This window comes from Pseudomonas sp. A214 (genome assembly GCF_900156295.1).
Taxonomy (GTDB): domain Bacteria; phylum Pseudomonadota; class Gammaproteobacteria; order Pseudomonadales; family Pseudomonadaceae; genus Aquipseudomonas; species Aquipseudomonas rhizophila.
In genome coordinates this window covers 4,132,894-4,156,783 of sequence record NZ_LT707062.1, presented here as the reverse complement: position 1 = coordinate 4,156,783, position 23,890 = coordinate 4,132,894, and the positions used below count along the sequence as shown (strand labels likewise).

The following is a 23,890-nucleotide window of genomic DNA, read 5'->3' as shown; positions in this document are numbered from 1 at the left end:
GGGCCGTCCGCTGTAGCGGGGTTCCGAGGCTTGCCCCTGACTGTATTTCCGGGGGTAGTACGTTGTAGTCAAGAAGACCGGTGCCGTCGCGTCAAGAAAATGAACGATGAATGGCAAACTGAAATCAGTGCCAATAAATAACTGATTTTTTTCGGTTATCTAGATCGGTGAATTGACGTCAATCAACCGTTTCAACCCCTCTGGTTCATCGACTCACCATTTGATTCGTACGCCGGGTGTCGCGCAGTGTTTGGCCTCACAAATGCACTTCCACGCAAAGCGGCAGGTGATCGCTCAGGTGTGTCCAGGGTTTGCTGCCCAGGATTTGCGGGGCATGGCTGGTGGCGTTGCGCAGGTAAATGCGGTCCAGACGCAGCAGGGGGAAACGCGCCGGGTAGGTCCTCGCCGGACGACCGTGGTGGTGCTCGAAGGCTTCGTGCAGGTATTGGCGACGAGCGAGGGCGGTATTGCCGCGCAACTGCCAATCGTTGAAATCACCGGCGATGATCACCGGGGCGTCTTCGGGCAACGAATCCAGCAATTGGCAGAGCAATTTGAGCTGCAACTGGCGATGGCTTTCCAGAAGGCTCAGGTGCACGCAGATTCCGTGGACCTCGGCATGACCGGGTACGTCCAGCACGCAATGCAGCAGTCCGCGCCGCTCGGGACCGGTAATGGAAACGTCGAGGTTTCGAAACTCACGGATCGGGTATTTGGACAGCAAGGCATTGCCATGATGGCCATCGGGATACACCGCGTTACGACCGTAGGCAAAATCGCTCCACATGCTGTCGGCGAGGAACTCGTACTGGGACATTGGCGGCCAGTTCTCGTAGCGCGAAGCGTGGCGGTCGTGTTCGCCCAGCACTTCCTGCAGGAACACCAGGTCGGCACCGGTGCTGCGTACCGCTTCACGCAGCTCGGGCAGTATGAAACGACGGTTGAGGGCGGTAAAACCCTTGTGGGTATTGACCGTCAGAACCCGTAGCCGATGGACCGCCGCGGGCGTGTCCAAAGGCGTTGATTCGGCGGCTTGCCGGTTGGGATCGCCAGTCACGTTCACTCCTGAATCAGACGTACCTGTTCATGCGACTTATGGTGGCTGCCGCAGTTCCGGATTTTTCCCCGTTGCCAGGTCAATCACGTCACCCGCTGAGCCACCGTTATCGCGAGCAGGCTCGCTCCCACAGGGTAGGGGGCATCGCTTTTGTGACATGCCTCACACTGGATTGGCGGTGGTCAGATGAACACAATTTCATAGGGCAAACCCATGCGATCAAGAATGACCCGTGGCACCAACGGTGCGATGCCGCTGGCGGGCTCACCGTTGAGTTGGCTGGCGTAGGCGTGCATGGCGTGCCGTTTGCGGGCGGTGGTCCAGATATCCAGGCGCAGCTTGCGGGCCCGGTGCCAAGGGATCTTGTTTTGCTCACGGACCGGCCAGTGCCAGGCCCACACCGGCAGCTCAATGAACACCGCCTCAATGCTTTCGGCGGCCAGGGCCCCGGCGCGGCCAACGGCATCATGGTCGCTGTCACCATCCTTGCGCCAGGTACTGAACACAACGTCGCCCGGCTTCAAGTACCGAGCGATGAAAGCGCTCAGTTGAGCCTCATGGTCGGCGAGGGTTTTTTCCGGAAAACCACCGCGCACCCACTGCATGCCACGGGCCGGTACCCCAAGGCGATGCAGGGCGTCCACGCTTTCCTGGGGATGGGGGCGGTAGGCATGCTGGCGCTCATCGGTCCACAGCGGTGAGCCGGGATGGCTGATGCTGCCGTCGGTGACCGAGATCAGCAAGATGGGATGACCCAGATTGCTCAGCAACTGGAGCAGACCGCCACAGGCACCGACCTCATCACCCGGATGCGGAGCAAGGATGACGGCGCGTGCGCCAGCGGGAATGAGGGTCTGGGTACTGATGATGGGAATGTCGGCCAGCTGGGGGGCGCTGTTCCATATTTGCGGATGCTGTCGACCTGGCAAGCGAGAAGCGAGTTTCATGAGAGACGTCCCTGTTTGTATTCAATCTTTCAGCCATGCACCGGGCCGATTGCCCGGTGGTGCCCACCAGGGCCTGACTGCGAGCGGCGATGTTCCGATCCTGGAATCTACCGCTCGCCAAGTATTGATCATGTTGGGCGATTCGTCGCGCCCCATGTTGTTGCGAATGCTGTTTTTCTGCGCGGGGACTAAGCGGGTGAACAAACCGCGTCCCTGCGGTTGTGTTTTTTCACCCGTTTATCGAAGGTTTATTCCTCCTCCTCACGTTGCAACTCGAACAACAACAGCGAGCGGCCGGTGACGGAGTATTCGTAGTCAAAATCGAAACGCTCCTGGCCACGCACCTTCGGCTGGTTAGTGTCGACCATGCATGTCCAGAAACTGCCTTCGGGCACTTCCGGCAGGCGGAAGTTGACGATGTCGTGATGGGCATTGACCACCAGAAGCAGGGTCGCGTTGCCACCCTTGCGACGAATACCGGTTTCCTGGGCGCGCCCGTCCATCAGCATGCCCAGGCACCGACCGTGGCCGTCGTGCCATTGCTCGGTGGTCATCTCGCTGCCATCGGGGGCCAGCCAGGTGACATCCTTGACGCCCAGGTCTTCGTTGTAATTGCCCACCAGGAACCGCCCGCGCCGCAGGATCGGGTAGGTCAGGCGCAGTTTGATCAGACGCTTGACGAACTTGAGCAGCGCCTCGCCATCCTCACTGAGGTCCCAATTGACCCAGCCGATCTCGCTGTCCTGGCAATAGGCGTTGTTGTTGCCGTGCTGGGTCCGAGCGAACTCATCGCCAGCGACGATCATCGGCGTGCCCTGGGCCAGCAGCAAGGTCGCAAAGAAGTTGCGCATCTGTCGCTGACGCAGTTCATTGATCTCAGGATCGTCTGTCGGGCCTTCGACGCCATGGTTCCAGGACAGGTTGTTGTTGCTGCCGTCCTGATTGTTTTCGTCGTTGGCTTCATTGTGTTTGTCGTTGTACGACACCAGGTCGTGCAGGGTAAAACCGTCGTGGGCGGTTACGAAGTTCACCGAGGCGTATGGGCGACGACCGCGCTGGTTGAACATCTCGCCGGAGGCGGTCATGCGGCTGGCAAAGTCGGCGAGTTGGCCGTCGTCGCCTTTCCAGAATGCGCGCACCGTGTCGCGGAATTTGTCGTTCCACTCCACCCAGCCTGGCGGGAACCCACCCACCTGATAACCACCAGGGCCGCAATCCCACGGCTCGGCGATCATTTTCACCTGGCGCAACACTGGGTCCTGGCGACAGGCGACGAGGAAACTGTGGCGCTCGTCGAAGCCATCGTGGTATCGACCCAGAATAGTCGCCAGGTCGAAACGGAAGCCGTCGACGTGCATCTCCGTGGCCCAGTAGCGCAGGGAGTCGGTGACCATCTGCAGCACGCACGGGTGACTCAGGTCCAGGGTGTTGCCGGTGCCGGAATCGTTGATGTAGTAGCGTTTGTCATCCGGCATCAGCCGGTAGTACGAGGCATTGTCGATGCCGCGCATGGACAGGGTAGGGCCTTGCTCGTTGCCTTCAGCGGTGTGGTTGTAGACCACGTCGAGGATGACTTCCAGGTTGGCCTCGTGCAGGTGCGCAACCATCTCCTTGAATTCGGCGATTTTGCCGCTGGCCAGGTAACGCGGGTCCGGGGCGAAGAAGGCAATGCTGTTGTAGCCCCAGTAGTTGGTCATGCCCTTGTGCAGCAGGTGCTGGTCATTGACGAACGCGTGGACGGGCAGCAGCTCCACCGATGAAACACCCAGCTTGCGGATGTGTTCGAGCACATCGTCCACCATCAATCCGGCGAAGGTGCCTCGCAGGTTTTCCGGGACCGAGGGGTGACGCATGCTGATGCCGCGAACATGGGTTTCATACAGGATGGTCTTGTCCCACGGCACACTGACACGCTGGTCGTTGCCCCAGGTGTGGGCCGGGTCGATGACTTTGCATTTGGGTACGAAGGGCGCGCTGTCGCGTTCATCGAAACTCAGGTCGCCGTCCGGGTGGCCGATGGTGTAGCCAAACAGTGCCTCGGACCACTTCAGCTCGCCGACCAGTTGCTTGGCGTAGGGGTCGATCAGCAGTTTGTTGGGGTTGAAGCGGTGGCCATTCTCCGGGTCGTAAGCGCCATAGACCCGGTAGCCATAGATCATCCCCGGATGGGCGTCAGGCAGATAGCCGTGGTAAATCTCGTCGGTGTACTCCGGCAGCTCGATACGCTCGAGCTCGACTTCGCCGGTATCATCGAAAATGCACAGTTCAACCTTGGTGGCGTTCGCTGAGAACAGCGCGAAATTGACCCCCAGGCCATCCCACGTCGCACCCAGCGGGAAAGGCAGCCCTTCACGAATCCGCGAAGCCTCGATAACGGGCGGCGGCGTAGTGTTTTTTGGATGGGTCATAGTTGCTCCTGCAAAAGACAGACAGATACGGCAATGCTGTTCACTTAAAATCTATTCGTTTCACTGTGGCGAGGCAGCTTGCTCCCGCTGTGCCGCCTAGCGGCACCATTGATGGACACCGCGCATCCAGGCGTCGGCCTGGTGTGGCGTCAGCACGCGCCCTTGTCAGCACGGGGGCGCATGCCCTTGAGGCGGATGTCAGGTATGGATCAGTTAGCCGGCGGCTTGCGCGGCGCTCGTGGCTTTTTCTCCACAGGTTTTTCCGCCGAGGTGCTGACAGCGGCAGGTTTGGCTGCAGGCTTGGCCTTGGGCGTAGTGCTTTTCGTGGCAGGCTTGGCTGCGGTGCTCTTGGTCGCGGCAGGCTTGCTCGCCGCTGGTTTACCGGCGGCCTTGGCGGGTTTGCTCGGTGCCAGGGCTTCGGCCTCGGCAAGTTTGCGAGCCATCTCCCAGTGGCGTTTTTCCTGCCCGGCAGGCTTACCCTCGGATTCCCAGATCTGATAGGCGAATTCACGAATGCGTTTATCGTCGGTACTCATCGCAGTGCTCCTGACTGAACTCAAGATTGGATAAAGACATTGACCGGGAAATCCCCCAGCGCGTCGCTGACCATCAGCTCCCTTTGGGGTGTGACTGCCGCGCTGGAAAAAAGTCCCTTCAGTTTTTCATCCCCACGGGCAAACGGTAGTGATACGCGGGTGTCGCCCCAGTCCGATGCAGCCACCAGCGGCACGGCACCGTTTTCCAGCAGGCGAGCTGCATGGATCGGTACCACTATGATTGCCCGTTGTTGCTCATGCTCACGCATAAAGGCCAGGACCCGTTCGGCCTGCGCGCCAACCACTTGCAATGGCTGATAGCGGCCTTGCTGGAACAGCTGCAAGTGTTCGGTGCGTACGGCCAGTGTCCTGGCGATCAACGCTTGCTTGACCCTGCCATCGCGCCAAGTGCTTACCAGTTGCGCTGGGGTGCCTGGTGTTTGCATTGCCTCGCGGCGCGCCAGGAAATCCACCGGGCGGCGGTTGTCCGGATCCACCAGGCTGAAATCCCAGAACTCATTACCCTGGTACAGGTCCGGTACACCAGGCACAGTCATGCGCAGCAAGGTTTGCGCCAAACTGTTGAGGGCGCCCGCCGGGGCGATGACCTGGACCGCCTCGGCGATGGCGTTGCGCAGGGGCAGCCCCTCATCACCGAGCAACAGCCGCTCCAGGAACAGTTGGGTCGCCTGCTCATAAGCGTCGTTGACGGCCGACCAACTGCTTTGCAACTTGGCTTCGCGCAAAGCCTTGCGTTGCCATTGCCACATGCGCTCGTTGTAGTCGGCCAGTGCCGTGTGGTCGTGCACATCCAGGTCTAGCGGCCAACTTCCCAGTAGCGCCTGGTACAGAATTAGTTCATCGCCGGCTGAAGGAGCGGCGGGGTCGCTGTGCAGCGATGGCGCAAGAATGCGCCACTGGTCCACGCACGCCATGTACCAATCAGCTCGTTCGCTGATGACCGCCAGCCGCGCCCTGGTGTCTTCGCCGCGCTTATGGTCATGGGTGGCGGTGGTCATCAGGTTGTCAGGGAAATGCTCCAGCCGTTCGAGGCAGGCGTCATGAAACGCTTGCGGCGGGGCGCTGAACCGTTCGGTGTTGTAGCCCACGTCATTGCGCGACAGCAGTACTGCCGAACGATAAAGCGCCGTGTCTTCCACGGCCTTGGCGGCGGCTGGCGAGGTCAGTTGCTGGAAGCGCACGCAAGCATGGCGCAGCCGTTTGCGCTGACCACCCCGTGGGCGATCCCGCCAGGGCATCCCGCCGAGCCAGTCGGCCAGGTAGTCGAGCACCGGCCAGTCGGCTTCGCTGAGGGTCTGTCGGGCGTCTTCCAGGGCCTGACGAAAAAACACATCGTCTTCGTTGGAGCGGCCGAGCGGGTTGATGTAGGTGCGGTACACCGGGAAGTGCACGATCAGTTCCTGCAACGCGCGGCGAATGGCGCCGAGGGTCAGGTCACGGGTCATCACGTCGTCCCGCGCGACTTGCAACAGGGCCTGGGCGACGCTTTCGAAGTCTCCGGCCAGGGAACCATTGAGAATCTGTTGACGGGCCAGATGCGCTTCTTCGATGAAGTGCGCCGGTCGCTCGCTGTGGCGACTCCAGAACTCGGCAAGGGGTTCGGCACCGGCCGGGTCATGCTGCAGCAACGAGATCTGGTTCATGAACTCGTAACCGGTACTGCCGTCGATGTTCCAGTCCCGACGCAGGCTCTCGCCATCGCCGAGGATTTTCTCAATGAAAATGGGCAGGTGCCGCGAGGGCGAAAGCGAATCAAGACGCCTGCGCAATTTGCGGCAGTAGCCGCGAGGATCGGCAAGACCGTCGATGTGGTCGATCCGCAAGCCGTCCACCAATCCTTCGGCGATCAATTCGAAAATTTTGGCGTGGGTGGCTTCGAACACCGCGGGGCGCTCGACCCGCAGGCCACCCAGCTCATTGACGTCGAAAAAGCGCCGCCAGTTGATGTCGTCCGCCGCCGTGCGCCAACTGGCGAGCCGGTAGCTCTGGCGCTCCAGCAATTGATGCAGACGCTCGAACCCCTCGGGTTGCCGGGAGTCGTAGGCGCGCAAGTTCTCTTCGATGGTGGCCTGGATACCTGGCTGGCTGGCCAGCTCTTGCAATTGCTGCTGCAGCGGTCGGGCCAGGGTATGGGCGTCGGTCTGGTAGTTCAGCGTGGTAAAACGCTCGGCCAACGCCTTGAGGGATTCGGCCTGTTCGGATGGCAGCGTTTCGGCAGGTTTGAGTAATTCGCCGTACTGCATGGGGCAGATAGGGAAGTGATGCTCGTAATGCTCGGCCAGGAAGCTGCCTTGTGTGGCATCGAAGCGTAACTTCAGGGTGCCTTCCTGCAAGGCCACTCCGTAGTCGCTGCCTAAAAACGGCAGCAACAGTTGGCCCTCCATCAAGGGGTCGGGAGAATGCCACTGGATATCGAAAAACTCGCCGAAGGGGCTCAAACGTCCCCATTCCAGCAGGTCCTGCCACCAGGGATTGTCATTGCCGCCGACGGCCATGTGGTTGGACACGACATCGAGAATCAACCCCATCCGGTGCTCACGCAGGCTGGCGACCAGGCGTCGAAGCGCCGCTTCGCCGCCCAGTTCCGGGTTCACCTGGGTCGGATCGACCACATCGTAGCCATGCATGGAGCCGGCGCGGGCTTTGAGTAGTGGCGAGGCGTAAATATGGCTGATGCCCAACGATGCGAAGTACGGCACCTGGGGGATGGCATCGTCCAGGGTGAAGCCTTTATGAAATTGCAGGCGAAGGGTCGCCCGCAATGGTTGGATCAACGTCTGATTCATCGGTCACGCTCGTTCGCCTGAAGCCTTGCGCAGGCGAGGATTTCCAGACGCCGGGCGGCGCCCGGGTCATCCAGCAGCACCTGGCTGTCACACGCCAGGCGACGCCGCCAGTTGGGGTGGGTATCGGTGGTGCCAGGCAGGTTGGCCTGTTCGTCGATGCCTAGGGCGTCTTCGAGCGGCAGCAACACCAGCGGCGCACGGGTGTGTCCGAGGAAACGCACACTGGCGTCGAGGATCTCGTCGGTATCCAGGTGTTCTTCACGAAAGTTCTGCGGGTCCTGATTCAACACATTGCTCAGGCCTTCGCGTTCACGCTCGCGGTGTTTGCGCCAGTCCATCTCGGTGTGGGAGTCGATCAGGTCCAACCGGGCGTTCCAGTCGATATCATGACCGTGCCACCAGCCATTGAGGGTCGGCAAGTCATGGGTACTGGTCGTGGCCAGGGCATTGTCCGGCCAGTCGAGGATGGGTTTGAAGTGGGTATTGTCCTGTTCGAACAACAGCACGCGCATGCCGAGGATCGACCGGGCGCTGAGCTTCTCGCGAAGCCCGTCGGGCACGGTGCCGAGGTCTTCGCCCAGGACGATGGCTTGATGGCGATGGGATTCAAGGGCCAGCAGACGCAGCAGGTCGTCCACCGGATAATAAAGGTAGGCGCCATCGCTGGGCGGGGCGTCGTTGGGGATCACCCACAGGCGCTGCAAGCCCATCACATGATCGATGCGCAAGCCGCCGGCGTGGGCGAAGTTGGCCCGTAGCATCTCAATGAACGCGCGAAAACCATTGCGTACCAACCCCTCTGGCGAGAATGCCGAGATGCCCCAGCCTTGGCCGGAGCGGTTGAGGATGTCCGGCGGTGCGCCCACGGTCAACGAGGCGAGCAGTTCATCCTGCCGACTCCAGGCCTGGCTGCCTCCGCCATCGGCGCCTACTGCCAGGTCAGCGATCAGGCCAATGCCCATGCCGCTGGATTTAGCCGCGCTCTGGACGCGCTCCAGGCACCGGGTAATCAGCCACTGGCAAAACGCGTAGAAGCCGATTTCGTCGGCGTTCTCCTCGGCAAAGTGCGCCAACGTCGAACTACGCGGGTTGCGCCATTCTTCGGGCCAATGGCGCCAGTCCAGGCTCTCTCCCCGAGCCGCACGTTCGGCCTGCAGGGCTTCGAAGCGGCAATGATTCTCCAGGGGTTCGCCGCTGGTGTGGCGGAAACTGCTGAAATCCTCATGCAATGGATGCTCGCCCTGGCTGAAGCCGTCGTAAAGGGCGCGCAGGACTTTCTGCTTGGCCTGGGCCGCCACGGGCCAATCCACCAGCGGTTGTTCTTCCAGGTTGCGCAGTTGGTTGGTCAAACCGGTGGCGTCAATGGCCGCGCGTAGCGCGCGTTCGCCGAGAACGGTGCCCGGCGCGGCATAGAGACTGTTGAGGAAGAGCCGGCTGGACGGTGAATAGGGGCTGTAACGGCCGGTGTCGCTGCTGAACATCGCGTGCATCGGGCTGATCGCCAGGGCGTCGGCACCGCGCTCGCCGGCGACCCGTACCAACTCCTCCAGGGCCTGGGTGTCACCGAAACCTCCGTCGCCGGGGCGGCGCAGCGCATATAACTGCGCGCTCAGGCCCCAGGCGCGGGGCGTCGGATTATCCACCGCATCGGCCACGCTATAGCAATGTGCTGGCGCGACCGCCAGGATGAAATGCTGGTCCTGGATGCTGACGTGCTGGTAACCCACCGGGACCATCCCCGGCAACCTGGCGTCGGCGTCGAGTTTCAGGTTCAGTGTGGCACCATCCTCGAGCTGGATTTCGCAGGGCGTGGCGGCTTCGAAGTAGCGGCTCAGATCCACGCTGGCGCCGACATCGGCGGTGATCAGCGGTGGCAATTGATGATTCTGTTGGTCCTGCTGCAATTGCAGCAGACTGGCGTCGATTTCCTGGGCGGTCCCGGCTGGATGGCCCAGACCGATGAGGACTGAACGCAAGACGGCGGGCGAGACTTTCTGCGCCCGGCCGTTGGCGTCGATCCAGTCCACCGCCAGGCCCGCTCGGCCGGCGAGAATTTCCAGTTGCGCATCGCTCATAGGCGCTCTCCAGTGATGTTGGGCAAGTTTGCCGCGTGCGTCAGACTGACCAGCGCGCTGTAGGGCGCCAGGGCCCCTTGCTGCAACAGACCCATGGCGTGCTGCGGATGTTCGAAAAGAATCTCGGCCTCTTCTTGAGCGGTATGCTTGACCGGCTGATCGCTGAGGTTCAGGTCAATGCGCAACACGCTGCCGTCGCCCATGCGCCAGCGTGCGCTGACTGCGCCATGGCCCAGCACTTCGGCGTCCAAGGCCTGGGCTCCGGGCAAGCGCGGGACGATCACTTCACGGCGGATTTTCAGCAGTTGTCGATAGAGTGTTTCACTGGCTAGTTGCTCAGCGTGCTGCGCCTCCAGCTCAGGCCTCGACACCTCGAAGGTATCAGCCGCGTTAGGATCCGGGATGCGCTCACGCTTTTCGGGATCGGCAAAGGCACTGAACGCCTTGAACTCGTTGCGCCGACCCTCACGAACCAGCTCCGCCAGCTCGCCGTGATGGCTGGTGAAAAACAGGAAGGGTTGCCGGGCGGCTACTTCATCGCCCATGAACAGAAGCGGAATCATCGGCGACAACAGCAACAAGACCGTCGCCGCTTGCACGGCCTGAGGCGGGGCCAGTTGGTGCAGGCGTTCACCCAGTGCCCGGTTGCCAATCTGATCGTGGTTCTGCAGAAACAGCACGAAGGCGCTGGGGGGCAGGTGACCGCTGGGTTCGCCCCGGGGCTCGCCGTGGCGGTTGATATGGCCCTGGAAGACAAAGCCCTGGCTGAGGCAGCGTGCCAATTGTTCCGTCGGCTCTTGGGCATAGTCAGCATAATAGGCGTCGGTTTCGCCGGTCAGCAGCACGTGCAGGGCGTTGTGCCCGTCATCGTTCCACTGGGCGTCATAGCCGTGCTCCAGCAGGCTGGCCTGGTTGTGTTCGTTTTCCACGGTCAACCAGACATGCCGAACCGGATCTACCTGTTCGCGCACCCTGGCGGCCAGTTCCTGGAGAAAATCCGGATCTTCGATCGCATGCACGGCGTCCAGGCGCAGTCCGTCGAAACGGTATTCCAGCAGCCACATCAGCGCATTGTCGATAAAGAAGTCCCGCACCTCGCGGCGCCGGAAGTCAATTGCCGCGCCCCAGGGGGTGTGCTTGTCTTCGCGGAAAAAACCTTTTGCGTAACGGTGCAGATAATTGCCGTCGGGGCCGAAATGGTTGTAGACCACGTCCACAATCACCGCCAGCCCGTGGCCGTGGGCGCTGTCGATCAAGTGCTTGAGCTGTTCCGGCGTGCCGTAGGAGGCCTGGGGAGCGTAGGGCAGGACGCCGTCGTAGCCCCAGTTACGGTCACCGGGAAACTGCGACAGCGGCATCAGTTCGATGGCGGTTACCCCTAATCCAGCCAGGCGCGCCAGGTGCTGTTCGACGCCTTGGAAACCACCGAGGGCGCCGACGTGCAACTCATAGATCACAGCTTCATGCCAGGGGCGCCCGGACCATTGGGTATGGCGCCATCGGTAAGCATGAGGGTCGACCACCACGCTGTGGCGGTCAATGTCACCGGCCTGGGCGCGGGACGCCGGGTCGGGAACCTCCAGTTCGCCGTCGATGTTGTAGCGATAACGAGTGCCGGCGGGGCAACGGGTCTGGATCATGAACCAGCCATCGGCCTGGGGCAGTAGCGGTATTGAATCTCCAGTGTCGAGCTCGACACTCACAAAAAAAGCATCCGGGGCCCAGAGGGCGAAGCGGGTGTGCTCGGCATCGAGCATGACCGCGCCATGGGTCCAGGTTTCAGGCGTCCTTGACGGCATTGTTACCTCATTGTCTGGCCGATTTACCCAGTGACTTGGCCACTAGCTGTTCATAGAGTTCGGCGTAGGGTTCCACGGCCTTGCACCAGTTGAATGGCGCTGACATAGCCCGGCAGCGCATCGCGTTGAGCAGGTCAGGGAACTCGAAGACCTTGAAGGCCCGGCTCAATGCCTGTTTGTAACTTTCGGCGGTGGACTCATCGAACAGGAAGCCGGTGATGCCGTCTTCGATGGTGTCCGCCAGCCCGCCGGTATTGCGTGCCACCGGCAGCGAGCCGAAGCGCTGGGCGTACATCTGGCTCAAGCCGCAGGGCTCGTAGCGTGAAGGCATCAGCAGAAAGTCGCTGCCGGCGAACATCCGCCGCGCGTCGGTTTCGTTGAAGCCGATGCGTACACCGATCCGTCCGGGAAAACGCAGCGCCAGTTCACGCATGGCTTGCTCTTCCTCCGGTTCGCCGCGACCGATGATCGCGATCTGGCCCCCGGATTCGACGATGAACTCGGCGACGGCTTCGGTCAGGTCCAGGCCTTTCTGGTACACCAGGCGCGAAACCACGGCGAACAGCGGGCCGCTGGAGTCGTCTAGACCAAACAGATCGCGTACATGAGCCGCGTTCACGGCTTTGCCTTCCCAGTCACCCATGGCGAACTGGCGGAACAAGTGCGTATCGGTGGCCGCGTCCCAACTCTCATCGATGCCATTGGGAATGCCGCTGAGCAGGCCTTGTTGTGTTTTAGCCGCAAGAAAACCGTCGAGCCCGCAACCGAATGCCGGGGTAGTGATTTCCTGGGCGTAGGTGGCGCTGACCGTGGTGATATGACTGGAGTAGGCCATGCCGGCCTTGAGAAACGACAACTTGCCGTAGAACTCCATGCCTTCCTGCTGCAGCGCGTGCTCCGGGATACCCAGCTCCGGGCATGAGGCCAGGCTCACTACGCCCTGGTATGCCAGGTTGTGAATGGTGAACAGGGTAGGCGTGCGTTGCCCACGCCAGTGCATATAGGCCGGCGCCAGACCGGCCGGCCAGTCATGGGCGTGGACCAGATCGGGGCACCAGTGGATTTGGGCGAGGTTGGCGGCGATATCAGCTGCGGCCAGGCCCAGCCGGGCGAAGCGAATGTGGTTGTCGGGCCAGTCGCGACCGTTGTTGGCCCCGTAGGGTGAGCCTTCACGGGCAAAGAGTTCCGGACAGATCAGTACGTAGATCACCAGGCCGTCGGCCATGTCCATGCGCCCGATCTTGCAGGGCGGCAGCGCGGCGTGGCCGCCCAGTTCACCGATGATGTGGATCGGGTTGCCGCTGTTCATCACCTGCGGGTAACCGGGGATCAGCACTCGCACGTCATGCAGGCCGGCCATGGCCCGGGGCAGGGCGGAAGAAACATCGCCCAGGCCGCCGGTTTTGACCAGGTCGGCAATTTCCGAGGTTACGAACAATACCTTCTTGCGATTGGGATTCTGCCTGACGACCGGGAGCAGTGCCTTGCCGCCGGTGGCCAGCACCGGTGCCGTCGGCGAGTCAGTCGCCAGCGGAAGTTGAGAACGGACTTGCTGTGGTTCCAAGGCAGCACTGATCATAACTTTCTCCCATTTTCTCGATCTGTTTCCGGCAAGCGCCAGAGCTGTTGTTTCATTGGCCGAATCCTGCGGCCAGGCGCACAAGCGCTACGCAAGGTAAGCAAAGCGCTGCCCAATGCGGTTAAGCGAATCAGGTGAAGGGGCTGCTTCAAGGACTTGCAAGGACTGCACCAGCCGTTGTTGCCCTACCTCTAACCTGACCCGTCGCCGTTGCGAAAAGTTTCCACTTTTTTTCGTCTGGACGACCGGTCGGTTTTCTCCCCGGTTTGGCAGTCTAGGTCAGAACCTAGAGCGGTGCGGCGCGCTTCGTCGAATTGTCCGACAATCAGCTTTGTTGGCGGCAATGTCTTACACGACAAAGCGGGATACGCACCGACGAAGTGCAGTTTCTGGAAACGTAATGGGTGTATGGGAATGGGGGTGTTTCATCGGCGTGCGCGATGCAATGGCGCGATGCACCATCAGGGGGCGGGTGAAATAGAGGCATTTTAGTGGCCATTGTTGGCCCGGAAATACGCTGTTTCTGTGGGAGCAGGCTTGCTCCCACTTAAAACGTGTTCAGTCGCCAGTGGGGGTCAACAGGCGGATCGGTTTGCCGGCCGCCCAGGCTTGCAGGTCTTCGATCATCAAGGAATAGAACTTCTGATAATTGTTCCGGGTGACGTAACCCACGTGCGGTGTGGCCAGTAGATTTTCCAGGGATCGGAACGGGTGGTCGGATGGCAAGGGTTCCTCGGCGAAGACGTCCAGGGCGGCACCGGCCAGGCGTTTGTCGCGCAGGGCGTCGATCAGGGCGGCTTCATCGACGATTGGACCGCGTGCGGTATTGACCAACAGCGCCTGGGGTTTCATCCAGCCCAGCGCCTGGGCGTCCACCAAACCGCGGGAGCGCTCGCTGAGTACCAGATGCACCGAGAGAATGTCAGCCTGTTCGAACAGTTGCTGTTTACTCACGTAGGTCACACCCACTTCTGCGGCCCGTTCAGCGGTGAGGTTCTGGCTCCAGGCGATCACCCGCATGCCGAAGACCTGGCCGAACAGAGCTACCCGTGTGCCGATGCTGCCCAGGCCGAGGATCGCCAGGGTCTTGCCATGCAGGTCGCCGCCCAAGCCTTGTTGCCATAGCCCGGCGCGCAAGGCATTGGCCTCCTGCACCAGGTTGCGGGTCAGGGCCATGATCAGCGCCCAGGTCAGCTCGGGGGCTGCGTGCTTGTAGCTTTCGGTGCCGCATACCTGGATACCCAGTTCGGCGGCTGCCTTGAGGTCCAGGGCGGCATTGCGCATGCCGCCGGTGAGCAACAGCTTGAGGTTGGGCAGGCGGCGCAGCAGGCCTTCGTCGAATGGCGTGCGTTCACGCATCACGCAGATCACTTCGAAGCGGTGCAGGCGCGCGGCGAGGGTGTCGCGCTCGGCAGGGTACTCATGAATAAATGTCACCTGGCCGATGCTATCGAGCACCGACCAGTCCACCACGTCCCGCGCTACGTCCTGCCAATCATCGATGACTGCTATTTGCACCGCCATGGAACACCTCGTCAGGGAATGGGTTTGTTCAGCCAGCCCAGCAAGGCCTGGTGGAACCGGTCCGGCTCTTCCATCTGTGGGGCATGCCCCAGATGGGCGAACTCCACCAGGGTCGACTGGGGAATCAATTGAGCCACCTGCTTGCCCAGCACTTCATACCGGCCCAGTTTGGCTTTCACGGCCGGCGGCGCGATGTCGCTGCCGATGGCGGTGGTGTCGGAGGTGCCGATCAGCAGCAGCGTCGGTACTTTCAGGTCCTTGAATTCGTAGTAGACCGGCTGGGTGAAGATCATGTCGTAGATCAGCGCCGAATTCCACGCGACTTGCGTGTGCCCCGGCCCCTTGTTCAGCCCGGCCAGCATGTCCACCCAGCGCTCAAACTCCGGTTTCCAGCGGCCACCATAGTAGGTCTTGCGCTCGTAGTTGCGGATACCGTCGGCGCTGAGTTTCAGTTCGCGCTCGTACCACTGGTCCACTGTACGGTAGGGCACGCCGAGGGCTTTCCAGTCCTCCAGGCCGATGGGGTTGACCATCGCCAGCCGCTCGACCTGATCGGGAAACTGCAAGGCATAACGGGTGGCGAGCATGCCACCGGTGGAGTGGCCGAGCACAATGCTTTTCTGCACCCCGAGAGCCTTGAGCAGGGCCTGGGTGTTGGTTGCCAGTTGGTGGAAGCTGTACTGGTAATGAGCGGGCTTGCTGGACGTACAGAAACCGATCTGATCCGGGGCGATGACCCGGTAACCGGCTTCGCTGAGGGTTTTGATCGAGTCGCCCCAGGTGGCGGCGCAAAAGTTCTTGCCGTGCATCAGCACCACGGTGCGGCCATTGACCTCGCCTTGGGCCGGCACGTCCATGTAGCCCATTTGCAACGATTGGCCCTGGGACTGAAGGGGGAAGTGCTTGAGTGTGTAGGGGTATTCGAAGCCTTGGAGTTCCGGGCCATAGGCCGGGCCTTCAGGCGGGTTTTCGGCCTGGGCGAACAGCGGCAGGGCGGCCGTCAGAAACAGGCTGGGTAACCAGCGAGCAGTGGAACGCGACATGGGCAATCTCCTTTGGGCATCCGGCCGATCCTGGCGTGGCCCGATTATGGCGACATTAACCACAGGCAACCCAAAGTCGCGAACGTTCAACCCATCCAGCCCAGGGTCGCGAGGGCGAGTGCGCCATAACGCAACCCTTTGGCCAGGGTCACGATCAACACAAAGCGCCGCCACGGCTCGCCCATCACGCCCGCCACCAAGGTCAGTGGATCGCCGATGATGGGCATCCAACTGAGCAGCAGCGACCAACGCCCATAACGCTGATAATGCACGCGGGCCTTGTCCAGATGGGCCGGACTGACCGGAAACCAGCGCCGATCCTTGAACTGCTCCAGGCGTGTGCCCAGCCACCAGTTCACCAGCGAGCCCAGTACGTTGCCCACGGTGGCGACCCCCAGCAACAGCCAGGTTTCATAGCGTTCGCTGAGCAACAGCCCAACCAGCAGTGCTTCGGATTGCAGCGGTAACAAGGTGGCGGCACCGAATGCCGCCAGGAACAAGCCGATGTAAGCCTCGCCCATCAATGGGCCGGGTAATCCGCCACCACGGTTTGCGTCCCGTCGCTTTTCAGGCCGATCACCTGATACGCATCACTCATGCCGTCCGTTTCCATACCGGGCGAACCCATGGGCATGCCAGGCGCGGCCACACCGAGCAGGTCGTTCCGTTTGCTCAACGCCAGGACCTGGTCGGCCGGGACATGCCCCTCAACGAATTTGCCATTGATCTGGGCTGTGTGGCAGGAGCGCAGGTTGGGCGCAACACCCAGGCGTTGTTTGACTGAACTCATGTCGGTTTCAACATGGTCGTTGACCTTGAAGCCGTTTTCTTGCAGATGTGAAATCCATTTTTTACAGCAACCGCAATTGGCATCGCGGTGTACGTCAATGGTGATCGGTTCGGCGGCCTGGGCCAGGGTGGTGACAAAAAACGCGCTCAGGGCGAGCAGGTGCAGGGGATTGGCCATGGGGACAGTCTCGTGTCGAACAGTTTGGGAGGAGGATAACAGAGTAGCGAGCGTGAGCTGACAGTGGGCTGAGGGGCGGATTACAGAGTTGTCAGGTTGGGGGCGATGCTGATTCGAAGTTCGGCGCAAATTCACCCGCCACCGCAGAACCCTGCGGGAGCGAGCCTGCTCGCGATCGCGGTGGTTCAGCTTGGCCAGTGTCGACCTTGCCGCCGTCATCGCATGCAGGCTCGCTCCCTCAGGTTCATATGCAAACAGCCTGGGGCGTTTCAGCGCACCTTGAACCGCCCCATGATCGCATTCACCCGGCTGTTGGCTTCCAGCAACTGGCGGGTGTTGTTCTCGCTGGCCAGGCCACTTTCCACCAGCTCTTCCACCATATGGCGGATCTGCACCATGCTGCGATTGATTTCCTCGGTCACGGCGCTCTGCTGTTCGGCAGCGGTGGCGATCTGAGTGCTCAGGCTGTTGATCTGGCTGACGGAACCGGCCATTTCATCCAGTCCTGAATTGACTCTGGACGTGGCGTCGGCGGCCGACTGGCAGCTGGCCTGGGTGTTTTCCATGGCCGAAACCGATGAACTCACGCCCTGGGTCAAGCGCGTCAGCATTCCGTTGATTTCCGAGGTGCTGGCCTGGGTGCGGGCGGCGAGGGCGCGTACCTCATCGGCCACCACTGCGAAGCCTCGACCCTGCTCACCGGCCCGGGCGGCTTCGATGGCGGCGTTAAGGGCCAGCAAGTTGGTCTGCCCGGCAATGGCGCCGATTACGCCGAGAATCTCGGTGATGCGTTGAGCGTCCTGCTGCATGCTTTCGACTTTGCGGGTAGCACTGGCGACTTCATCGATCAAGGCCACCACACTGTTGGACGCCTCTGCGACAACCACCCGAGAATGGTCGGCATGTTCATTGGCGCGTTGGGTGAACGCAGCGGTTTCGGCGGCGTTCTGCGCGACGCTTTCGGCGGTGGAACTCATCTCGGTGATGGCCGTGACGGTCTGGTCGGTTTCCGAGGCGTGGCGCATCAGGATTTCGCTGGTGTGGGCTGAGGTCCGTTGCAGGTTGTCCAGGCTTGTCGCCATGGCGCCGGTCGCCTGGGTGACTTCGCCGATCATGTTTTGCAGGTAAACGATGAAGCCGTTGACCGAATGACCGATCGCCCCCAGTTCATCCTCGGCGCGGATGGTGATGCGCCGGGTCAGGTCGGCATCGCCGGTGGACAGCGCATCGATGTTGCTCTTGAGTGTCTTCATGCGGTTGGTCAACTGACGGATCGCGTACAACTGCATCAACACCAGCAGGATCACCATCGGGATCTGCAGCAGGCTTAACGTGCTCAGTACATCGTCGCGCTGGGCGGTGATCAGGCGGGTTGGCAAGGCGGTAGCCAGGAACCACGGCGAACCTTCGATAGGCCGCATGAAAAAGGTACTGGCCTCACCCTTGTTATCAAATTCGACCCGCTGCAACGGTTGGTCTCGCTGGGCCAGGCCGGCCTTGACCTGTGCGGCGAAGGGCGAGGTTGCCGCCAGTTCGCTGATGTTCTTCAGCACGATGGGGCCGCTGATGCGCGAACTGTTGCTGATGATCTTGCCATCGCCTTCCACGATCAGCATCTCGGCGCTCAGCTCGGCTTCCTTGCGTGCCACCAGCTCATTGAAGAAGCCCAGGGTCACGTCGATGGTGGAAACGCCATAAGGCGCGCCGTTCTTCTGGATGGACATGGCGCAGTTGGTCCGCGGCTCAGCGCTGGCGTCGTCTTTATAGGCGGCGGCCCAGGCGCACTTGCCGGCGGGTGTGGCCATGCCGCCCTTGTGCCAGGGTTGATCGTAATAATTTGGCGCCGCGTCGCTGTTCCAGAAGGTATTGACCACCAGTTTGCCCGAGGCGTCGCGGTGCCAGAACGTGCTGAATTTGCTACGCCCTTCGGCCCGCTGATTAGGCAGCGGCCAGATCCCGCCACCAAAGACTTTCAGCTCGCCGTACTGATCCACCAAGCCAGGCAGGACCCTGTCTATGGCATCGCTGTCGAGCAGCGGGATGGTCTGGGTGATGCTGCGTTGCTGCGCCTGGACCTTGTTCAATTCCCCCTGGATCTGCTCGGCCACTTCGCTGATGCGATTAAGCGCCACTTGCTCTTCGGTGTGGCGCAGTTTGGGCGCGACGAGATAGCTGATACCCACGACGGTCAGGATGGACAACAGCAGGATGAATGAAATCAGGAACAGCGTGTAGCGCGCCTGAATGGTGCGAAATGCGGGCATGTGGGAATCCTTGCTCGAAGGCGTCTTTCGGGAGTTGGCGCAATGGCCTGACTTATTTTTATCGGCCCGTCGCTGGACAGCTTGAGGGGTGCCCACATAGCAAACATTACCGCTGATCGGGAAAGATCGCAGCGTGAACGCCGCGATCTTCCAGCATTTCAGCGCGACTTTTTTGCGTGGCCACAGCGCCGAAAACTCCGTTTTTACGCCGCCGAACCTGCCTGGGCGCTTCTCCAGATGTGCCCTTGGGCTTGCACTTGTTCGTGGAGCCGTTGCATCGGCTCCGAATGCAAGGTGAGCGGGCGATCCAGGGCGCCACGGTGAAACAGCGCCTGCCAACCGGGGTCGCCTTCGGCAGGCATGATCCCGGTGAAGATGAATCCGGCGTCCATCAATCGTTGGTAATCGTCGGCGAATTGCTGACGCAGTCCGAGTCGCACTGAAAGTGACCAATGGGCCGGCAAGCGCAGCAGTTGCCCGGCCAGGCGAAGGCCTATGTACCCGGCCACAATGTCGATTCTTCCGGGCAGCTGTCGGATTTGAAAAGGCTGTACCGAAGGCGATGGCGCCTCGAGCGAGGTACCAAACAGCGATGCCAAGGGTTGCGTCAGCCATTGGCATGCCGCGGGCCATTTAAGGTGCGGCAGCGGGCGGCGATGGCCGCTGACCACCTGGCTGCCGACCACGATGGTTTCGGCGTGGACCGTGGCGAAAGGTGAGGGCACATGGTCAGGCAGCAGCCCGGTGTCATGGAACCCCAGGCGTTGTGCCAGACGCTGGCTGTAGCAATGGCTGGTGACTTGCTTGATCGACAGCCTGGCAAGCCCGAGGTCCTGGCAGCTGTCGAGTAATTTCTGCCCCAGACACGTCGCAATCTGGCCGCCCTGCACCGCGGGATCCACCGCGATCAGGGCCAGTTCCGCGTCTTCACCATCGGCCGTCTGCCGACACAGTGCGGCATGGCCGACCACGCGGTCATCCTCCACGGCGACCATGGAGTGCCAACGGTTCAGCAGGTTGTGCAGGCCAATCATGTGTGGCAGGTAGACGTCTGGTGAGACGTAGTGATCGCCGTAAACCCGGCGGAACAATTCGCTGGTTCCGACGCCATCCGTGGGCCTGAACGGTCGGATGACCACGCTGCTCATCCGGCGTGCCTCGCTGTCAACGGAGCATAGGTGCGGCGGTCGATGATCGACAGGTGCTTGCCAGAGCGTGGATGGCGTTCCAACGCTTGCAGGCCGCAGGCCTGGACGTGCAGGTCGAGTTGGTCGATACCCGGATACTGTTTGGTCAAAGCAGCTTTCAATGTGTTGGAGAGTGACTGGCAAGCCTGGGTTTGCCCGCCAGGCACCCACTTGAGCAACACGCGGTCGTTGTTCTGTGCGTGCTCGATGATCAATTGCCACTGAAGGTCACCGCCAATGCTGCGGATGATGTCGCTGATTTCCTGCGAAAACAGCGAGAAAACGCCTACCCGCACTCGCTGGCTTTTCGCGCTGCGGCCCTGAAGCGCGAACTTGCGTCGCGGGGTGCCAACCGGCTCGCGCCAGCACGCTCGGTCGCCCACCGGATACCGCACGATGGGCATCAGGGTCCGGGTGAGGTTGGTCACCACCAGATTGCCGGGCCGATCGCACGCCTGGATGACCTCACCGCTCAGTTCATCGATGATCTCTACCCGTATCTGTTCGCCGAACACGCGGTGCTCGCCCAGGTTGCAGTCCGGTGCGCTGGCGCCCACCAGCCCGGCGTCGACGCTGGCATAGCCGATGGAGGCGAAGCGTGCCTGTGGGAAGGCGCGCTGCAACGCGGGCAACTGGCTGTCGAACAGGTTTTCTCCGCCGAACAGCACGGTGGTGATGCCGGGCAGCGTTCGTCCCTGTTGATCCAAATGGTCGGCAAACGCCAGCAGGTGCGCAGGCACACCGGCCAGCACATTGATGCGGTGGCCGGTCACCGCCTCGGTCAGCACGTCGAGATCCACCGCCCCGGTGAACGGGAATTCGGTGATGGCTACATCGACTTTGCCAAGGGCGCCATGAATGAACAGGAAACTGGCGTACAGGTCTCCGGAAAAGAACAGGTTGGCGATTCGATCACCAGCCCTCAGTTGTGCTGCCAGGCTCTGACCGAAGCAGTTGAGCATCCGCTGCCATTCAGCGCGGGTGTACACCGACAGTTTCCCCTGACTGGTCGTGCCGCCGGTTTTGTAGATCAGCGCGTCTTCTATTTTGTCGGTCAGCACGTCCCAATTGTCCAGGTCATGACTGCCGGCCCAATAGTCGGCGACGTCGACAATGGGGACATCCTCCAGAGCGCAATTCTGCGCGGGTAAATGCCGTAAAGACTTGCGGTAGAACGTTGAATGCGTACGAATATGGGCGAGCCATTGTTCGAATGGTAAAGAGGTGCTCATCAGGGTTCTCTCGGACTCTAACGTCCGCTTATTCAATTACACGGGAAAACAATCAAGCGGTGAGTCTGCGATCAATCACCAGCGGTACTTTGCCGCTGTGTTTGTTATGTTCGAAACTTGTCGCCGGACAGGATTGCACGTCCAGTACGAGCATTTCGGACTCCACCAGCGTGGACAGCAGTTCGAGGCCCATGACCTGGCTCCGGACCGTTTGTGCATTGCCATCGGCGCGAATCAATAGGCGTTCGCAGCCGCTGCTGTGGTAATCGAGTACGATCTGAATGGCCGTTTGTGCCTGCTCAGCCAGCTCGTGGGTATTGATCAGGTACGTCACGATGCGTATCAGGGCGCCGTGGCGCTGGCGCAACTCGAACCGGGGTGACTCCAGGCCACACGGGCAGGGAGCGGTGAGCCAGCGCCCGCAATCACCAACTTCGTAGCGGTGAAGGGGCTGCGCTTGGCGTCTGCGCGAAGTGAACAGCAGCCGTCCGGTTTCCCCCGACGCGACCGGAGCGTCCAGTTCCAGCTGGACGATCTCCAGGTGTTGAATGTCCTCCATGAGGTGGAATACACCCTCGCCGCTGGCAGTGCAGGCATGGCCAAGGGGACCCGCGTCGACGCTGCCATAGATGGCTGAGCGAATACTTGTCACGCCGCAGTCCTCAAGCAACTGACGGCAGCCTGGCCCCAGGTGCTCGCCGCCCAGCATGACTTTGCGCACGCCGCCGTAGCCTTGAAGGGTTTCTTGCTGGCTGGAAAACAGGCGCTGCAAGGTACTTGGCATGCCCACCAGGGTATTGACCTTGTGAGCGACGATCATCCGTGCGATCTCTTCGAAGTCCGCATCTGACGTCGCGCCCATGGGGTAATGCACGGCGTTCATGTGCTCCAGTATTTTCGAGAAACTGAAGAAGCCGCCGTAGAGGTTGCCGCCATAAAACAGGTTCATGACCCGATCCTTCGCCGGATCCAGGCCGGCCGCGCGCAGTCCGTCGGCGGCGGCCCGCATGTGGTGATCAAAATCGCGGTAGCTGTAGGGCGACAGCACCGGTGCGCCGCTGCTACCACCTGAGCGGAAGAACAACTGGGCCTCGGGTGCGGCAGGCAGCGCCAGGAATGCCGCTTTGTCCATGATCGGCGTCGAGGGTGAAATGGGTGTCGTGGTCGGCGGGGCGTCCAGTGTCACACGATGACTGGCGACCTCAGGTTCAAGACCGACCGATACCCGACGACTCAATCGTTGCAGCGCGTAGACGCCGTCGTGAGGCTCGCCCTCGTAGCCTTGCTGGATGTCTGCGGTTGCCGAGATGCGGGTCACGCCGGCGGCTAAGACGCGACGTGCCAGTTCAGGCGCCCGTTGCGGTTCACAGATCAGCGCGCAGCTCTGCAACACGTTTCGCCAGGGCAGCAGGGTTTCGGTGATCAGCCCGTGGGGCACCGGTCGTAACAAAAGCGTGCGAAACAGTGGCGATGGCAACAGGTCGCGGTGATGCTCCCAAATAATGCGCCAGCCGTGGCCTTCCCAAATCTGGCCGGTTTGTCCTGCAAAGCTGTGGTCGAGTCGGGCAAGTGCCGTGCGGGTGGTGATCTCGCACGCTTCGGCTGCACTGGTTTCCAACGCTGGCCATTGTCCGGCGCGTCGTTCAAATGCGTCAGCCAGGGCCTCACCCAGTGCCAGCATCTGAGCCGGCTCGTCGCTGTCCACCAACAGCCACTGGGGACTGGAACAGGCTTGCTGATCGAGGCGGCAGACCTCATCCACAAGACTGTCCAGCGCCTGCTCGTTGGCGGCTTGCGGCGTGACATAGGCGAAGCTGATGCGATGTCCCCAATCGATCCAGCGGCAGCCGCTTGGAAGCTGGTCACGCATGGCCTTGAGTGCTGTCTCGCCACCCCAGGCGCTGACGCCCTGGGCCAGCGCGAAGAGACGCCGGCACTCGTGGTAGGGCACTGGCAGCACCGCAACGTAATCGCGCAACTGGCCGCTTGGGTCGCAATCGAGGAACGTCGCCAGCACCCGCGCCGTCAGGTCTGCATCGCGCGTGCTGGGTCGCAGCCAGTTGACGTTGCCCGCCAGCAGGCTTTCCAGTGCCGCGAAGAACCCCAGCAGCGGAGCATTGCCGGGGGTGACATGCACCACCAGCCCCAGGGGTTGCCAGCTTTCGAAAGGGCCATCGCTATAGTCGATTCGGCGCAGCGAGCGCGCGTCCGCCCCCAGCTCCCGTTCGAGTTTGCGGCTCAAATGCTTGCGTTCGCAGAAGGCGATCAGTGCCTGGCGCTGGTCGTCGTCCAGGAGCGGAGTTTGTTCTGGGGCCCGCAGCATCTGTGCGAACGCCTGCGCACAATCGAGCACGCTATCACTGGGGGGCGGTGCGTCCAGAAGAGCAGGCAGTTGCGTCTGCAGGCGTTCAAGGGCTGTATCGAGGGGCAGATCAGCGTGCAGTTGGCCATTGATGAGATACATA

At 61.4% G+C, this 23,890-nt stretch carries 16 protein-coding genes; all 16 read right to left on the bottom strand.

Features of this window, described 5'->3' with window-relative positions:
* Positions 1-256 precede the first annotated feature (256 nt).
* Positions 257-1,057: an endonuclease/exonuclease/phosphatase family protein gene (locus tag BW979_RS18505; RefSeq protein ID WP_047226579.1), complete on the bottom strand. Its 801-nt coding sequence runs from the start codon at positions 1,055-1,057 to the stop codon at positions 257-259.
* Positions 1,058-1,239: 182 nt separating this feature from the next.
* The gene (locus tag BW979_RS18500) at positions 1,240-2,004 is read right to left on the bottom strand and encodes a PIG-L deacetylase family protein (RefSeq protein ID WP_047226578.1); all 765 of its coding nucleotides are present in this window, start codon (positions 2,002-2,004) and stop codon (positions 1,240-1,242) included.
* Between the two features lie 248 nt (positions 2,005-2,252).
* Positions 2,253-4,412 carry a glycogen debranching protein GlgX gene (gene glgX / locus BW979_RS18495; RefSeq protein ID WP_047226577.1) on the bottom strand — a complete coding sequence of 720 codons (2,160 nt, stop codon included), beginning with the start codon at positions 4,410-4,412 and terminating at the stop codon, positions 2,253-2,255.
* A 209-nt stretch (positions 4,413-4,621) separates the two neighbouring features.
* Positions 4,622-4,948, bottom strand: coding sequence for a DUF2934 domain-containing protein (locus BW979_RS18490; RefSeq protein WP_076385012.1), 327 nt, complete (start codon positions 4,946-4,948; stop codon positions 4,622-4,624).
* Positions 4,949-4,968: 20 nt separating this feature from the next.
* A complete protein-coding gene (locus BW979_RS18485; protein WP_076385010.1) occupies positions 4,969-7,755 on the bottom strand; it encodes a malto-oligosyltrehalose synthase in 2,787 nt (928 codons plus the stop codon).
* The gene (gene malQ / locus BW979_RS18480; protein ID WP_076385008.1) at positions 7,752-9,830 is read right to left on the bottom strand and encodes a 4-alpha-glucanotransferase; all 2,079 of its coding nucleotides are present in this window, start codon (positions 9,828-9,830) and stop codon (positions 7,752-7,754) included. Before malQ ends, BW979_RS18485 begins: the two co-directional genes overlap by 4 nt.
* Positions 9,827-11,629, bottom strand: a complete 1,803-nt coding sequence (treZ, locus tag BW979_RS18475; RefSeq protein WP_047226573.1) for a malto-oligosyltrehalose trehalohydrolase — start codon at positions 11,627-11,629, stop codon at positions 9,827-9,829. The genes malQ and treZ overlap by 4 nt, the downstream gene beginning before the upstream one ends.
* 7 nt (positions 11,630-11,636) lie before the next feature.
* Complete coding sequence (glgA, locus tag BW979_RS18470; protein WP_047226572.1) at positions 11,637-13,208, bottom strand: glycogen synthase GlgA; 1,572 nt, start codon at positions 13,206-13,208, stop codon at positions 11,637-11,639.
* A 558-nt stretch (positions 13,209-13,766) separates the two neighbouring features.
* Positions 13,767-14,732: a D-2-hydroxyacid dehydrogenase family protein gene (locus BW979_RS18465; protein ID WP_076385006.1), complete on the bottom strand. Its 966-nt coding sequence runs from the start codon at positions 14,730-14,732 to the stop codon at positions 13,767-13,769.
* Positions 14,733-14,743: 11 nt separating this feature from the next.
* On the bottom strand, positions 14,744-15,775 hold the full coding sequence (locus BW979_RS18460; protein ID WP_047226570.1) for an alpha/beta fold hydrolase: 1,032 nt from the start codon (positions 15,773-15,775) through the stop codon (positions 14,744-14,746).
* A gap of 86 nt (positions 15,776-15,861) precedes the next feature.
* On the bottom strand, positions 15,862-16,296 hold the full coding sequence (locus BW979_RS18455; RefSeq protein ID WP_076385003.1) for a YqaA family protein: 435 nt from the start codon (positions 16,294-16,296) through the stop codon (positions 15,862-15,864).
* A complete protein-coding gene (locus tag BW979_RS18450) occupies positions 16,296-16,742 on the bottom strand; it encodes a DUF411 domain-containing protein (protein ID WP_076385001.1) in 447 nt (148 codons plus the stop codon). Before BW979_RS18450 ends, BW979_RS18455 begins: the two co-directional genes overlap by 1 nt.
* 269 nt (positions 16,743-17,011) lie before the next feature.
* Positions 17,012-19,006 (bottom strand): methyl-accepting chemotaxis protein, encoded by a 1,995-nt coding sequence (locus tag BW979_RS18445; RefSeq protein WP_076384999.1) that lies wholly within the window; start codon positions 19,004-19,006, stop codon positions 17,012-17,014.
* Positions 19,007-19,209: 203 nt separating this feature from the next.
* Positions 19,210-20,154, bottom strand: coding sequence for a GNAT family N-acetyltransferase (locus BW979_RS18440; RefSeq protein ID WP_076384997.1), 945 nt, complete (start codon positions 20,152-20,154; stop codon positions 19,210-19,212).
* Positions 20,151-21,425 (bottom strand): phenylacetate--CoA ligase family protein, encoded by a 1,275-nt coding sequence (locus BW979_RS18435; protein ID WP_076384995.1) that lies wholly within the window; start codon positions 21,423-21,425, stop codon positions 20,151-20,153. The genes BW979_RS18440 and BW979_RS18435 overlap by 4 nt, the downstream gene beginning before the upstream one ends.
* Before the next feature lie 52 nt (positions 21,426-21,477).
* Entirely contained in the window at positions 21,478-23,889 is a 2,412-nt protein-coding gene (locus BW979_RS18430; RefSeq protein ID WP_076384993.1) for an acyl-CoA reductase, read from the bottom strand.
* Position 23,890 lies beyond the last annotated feature (1 nt).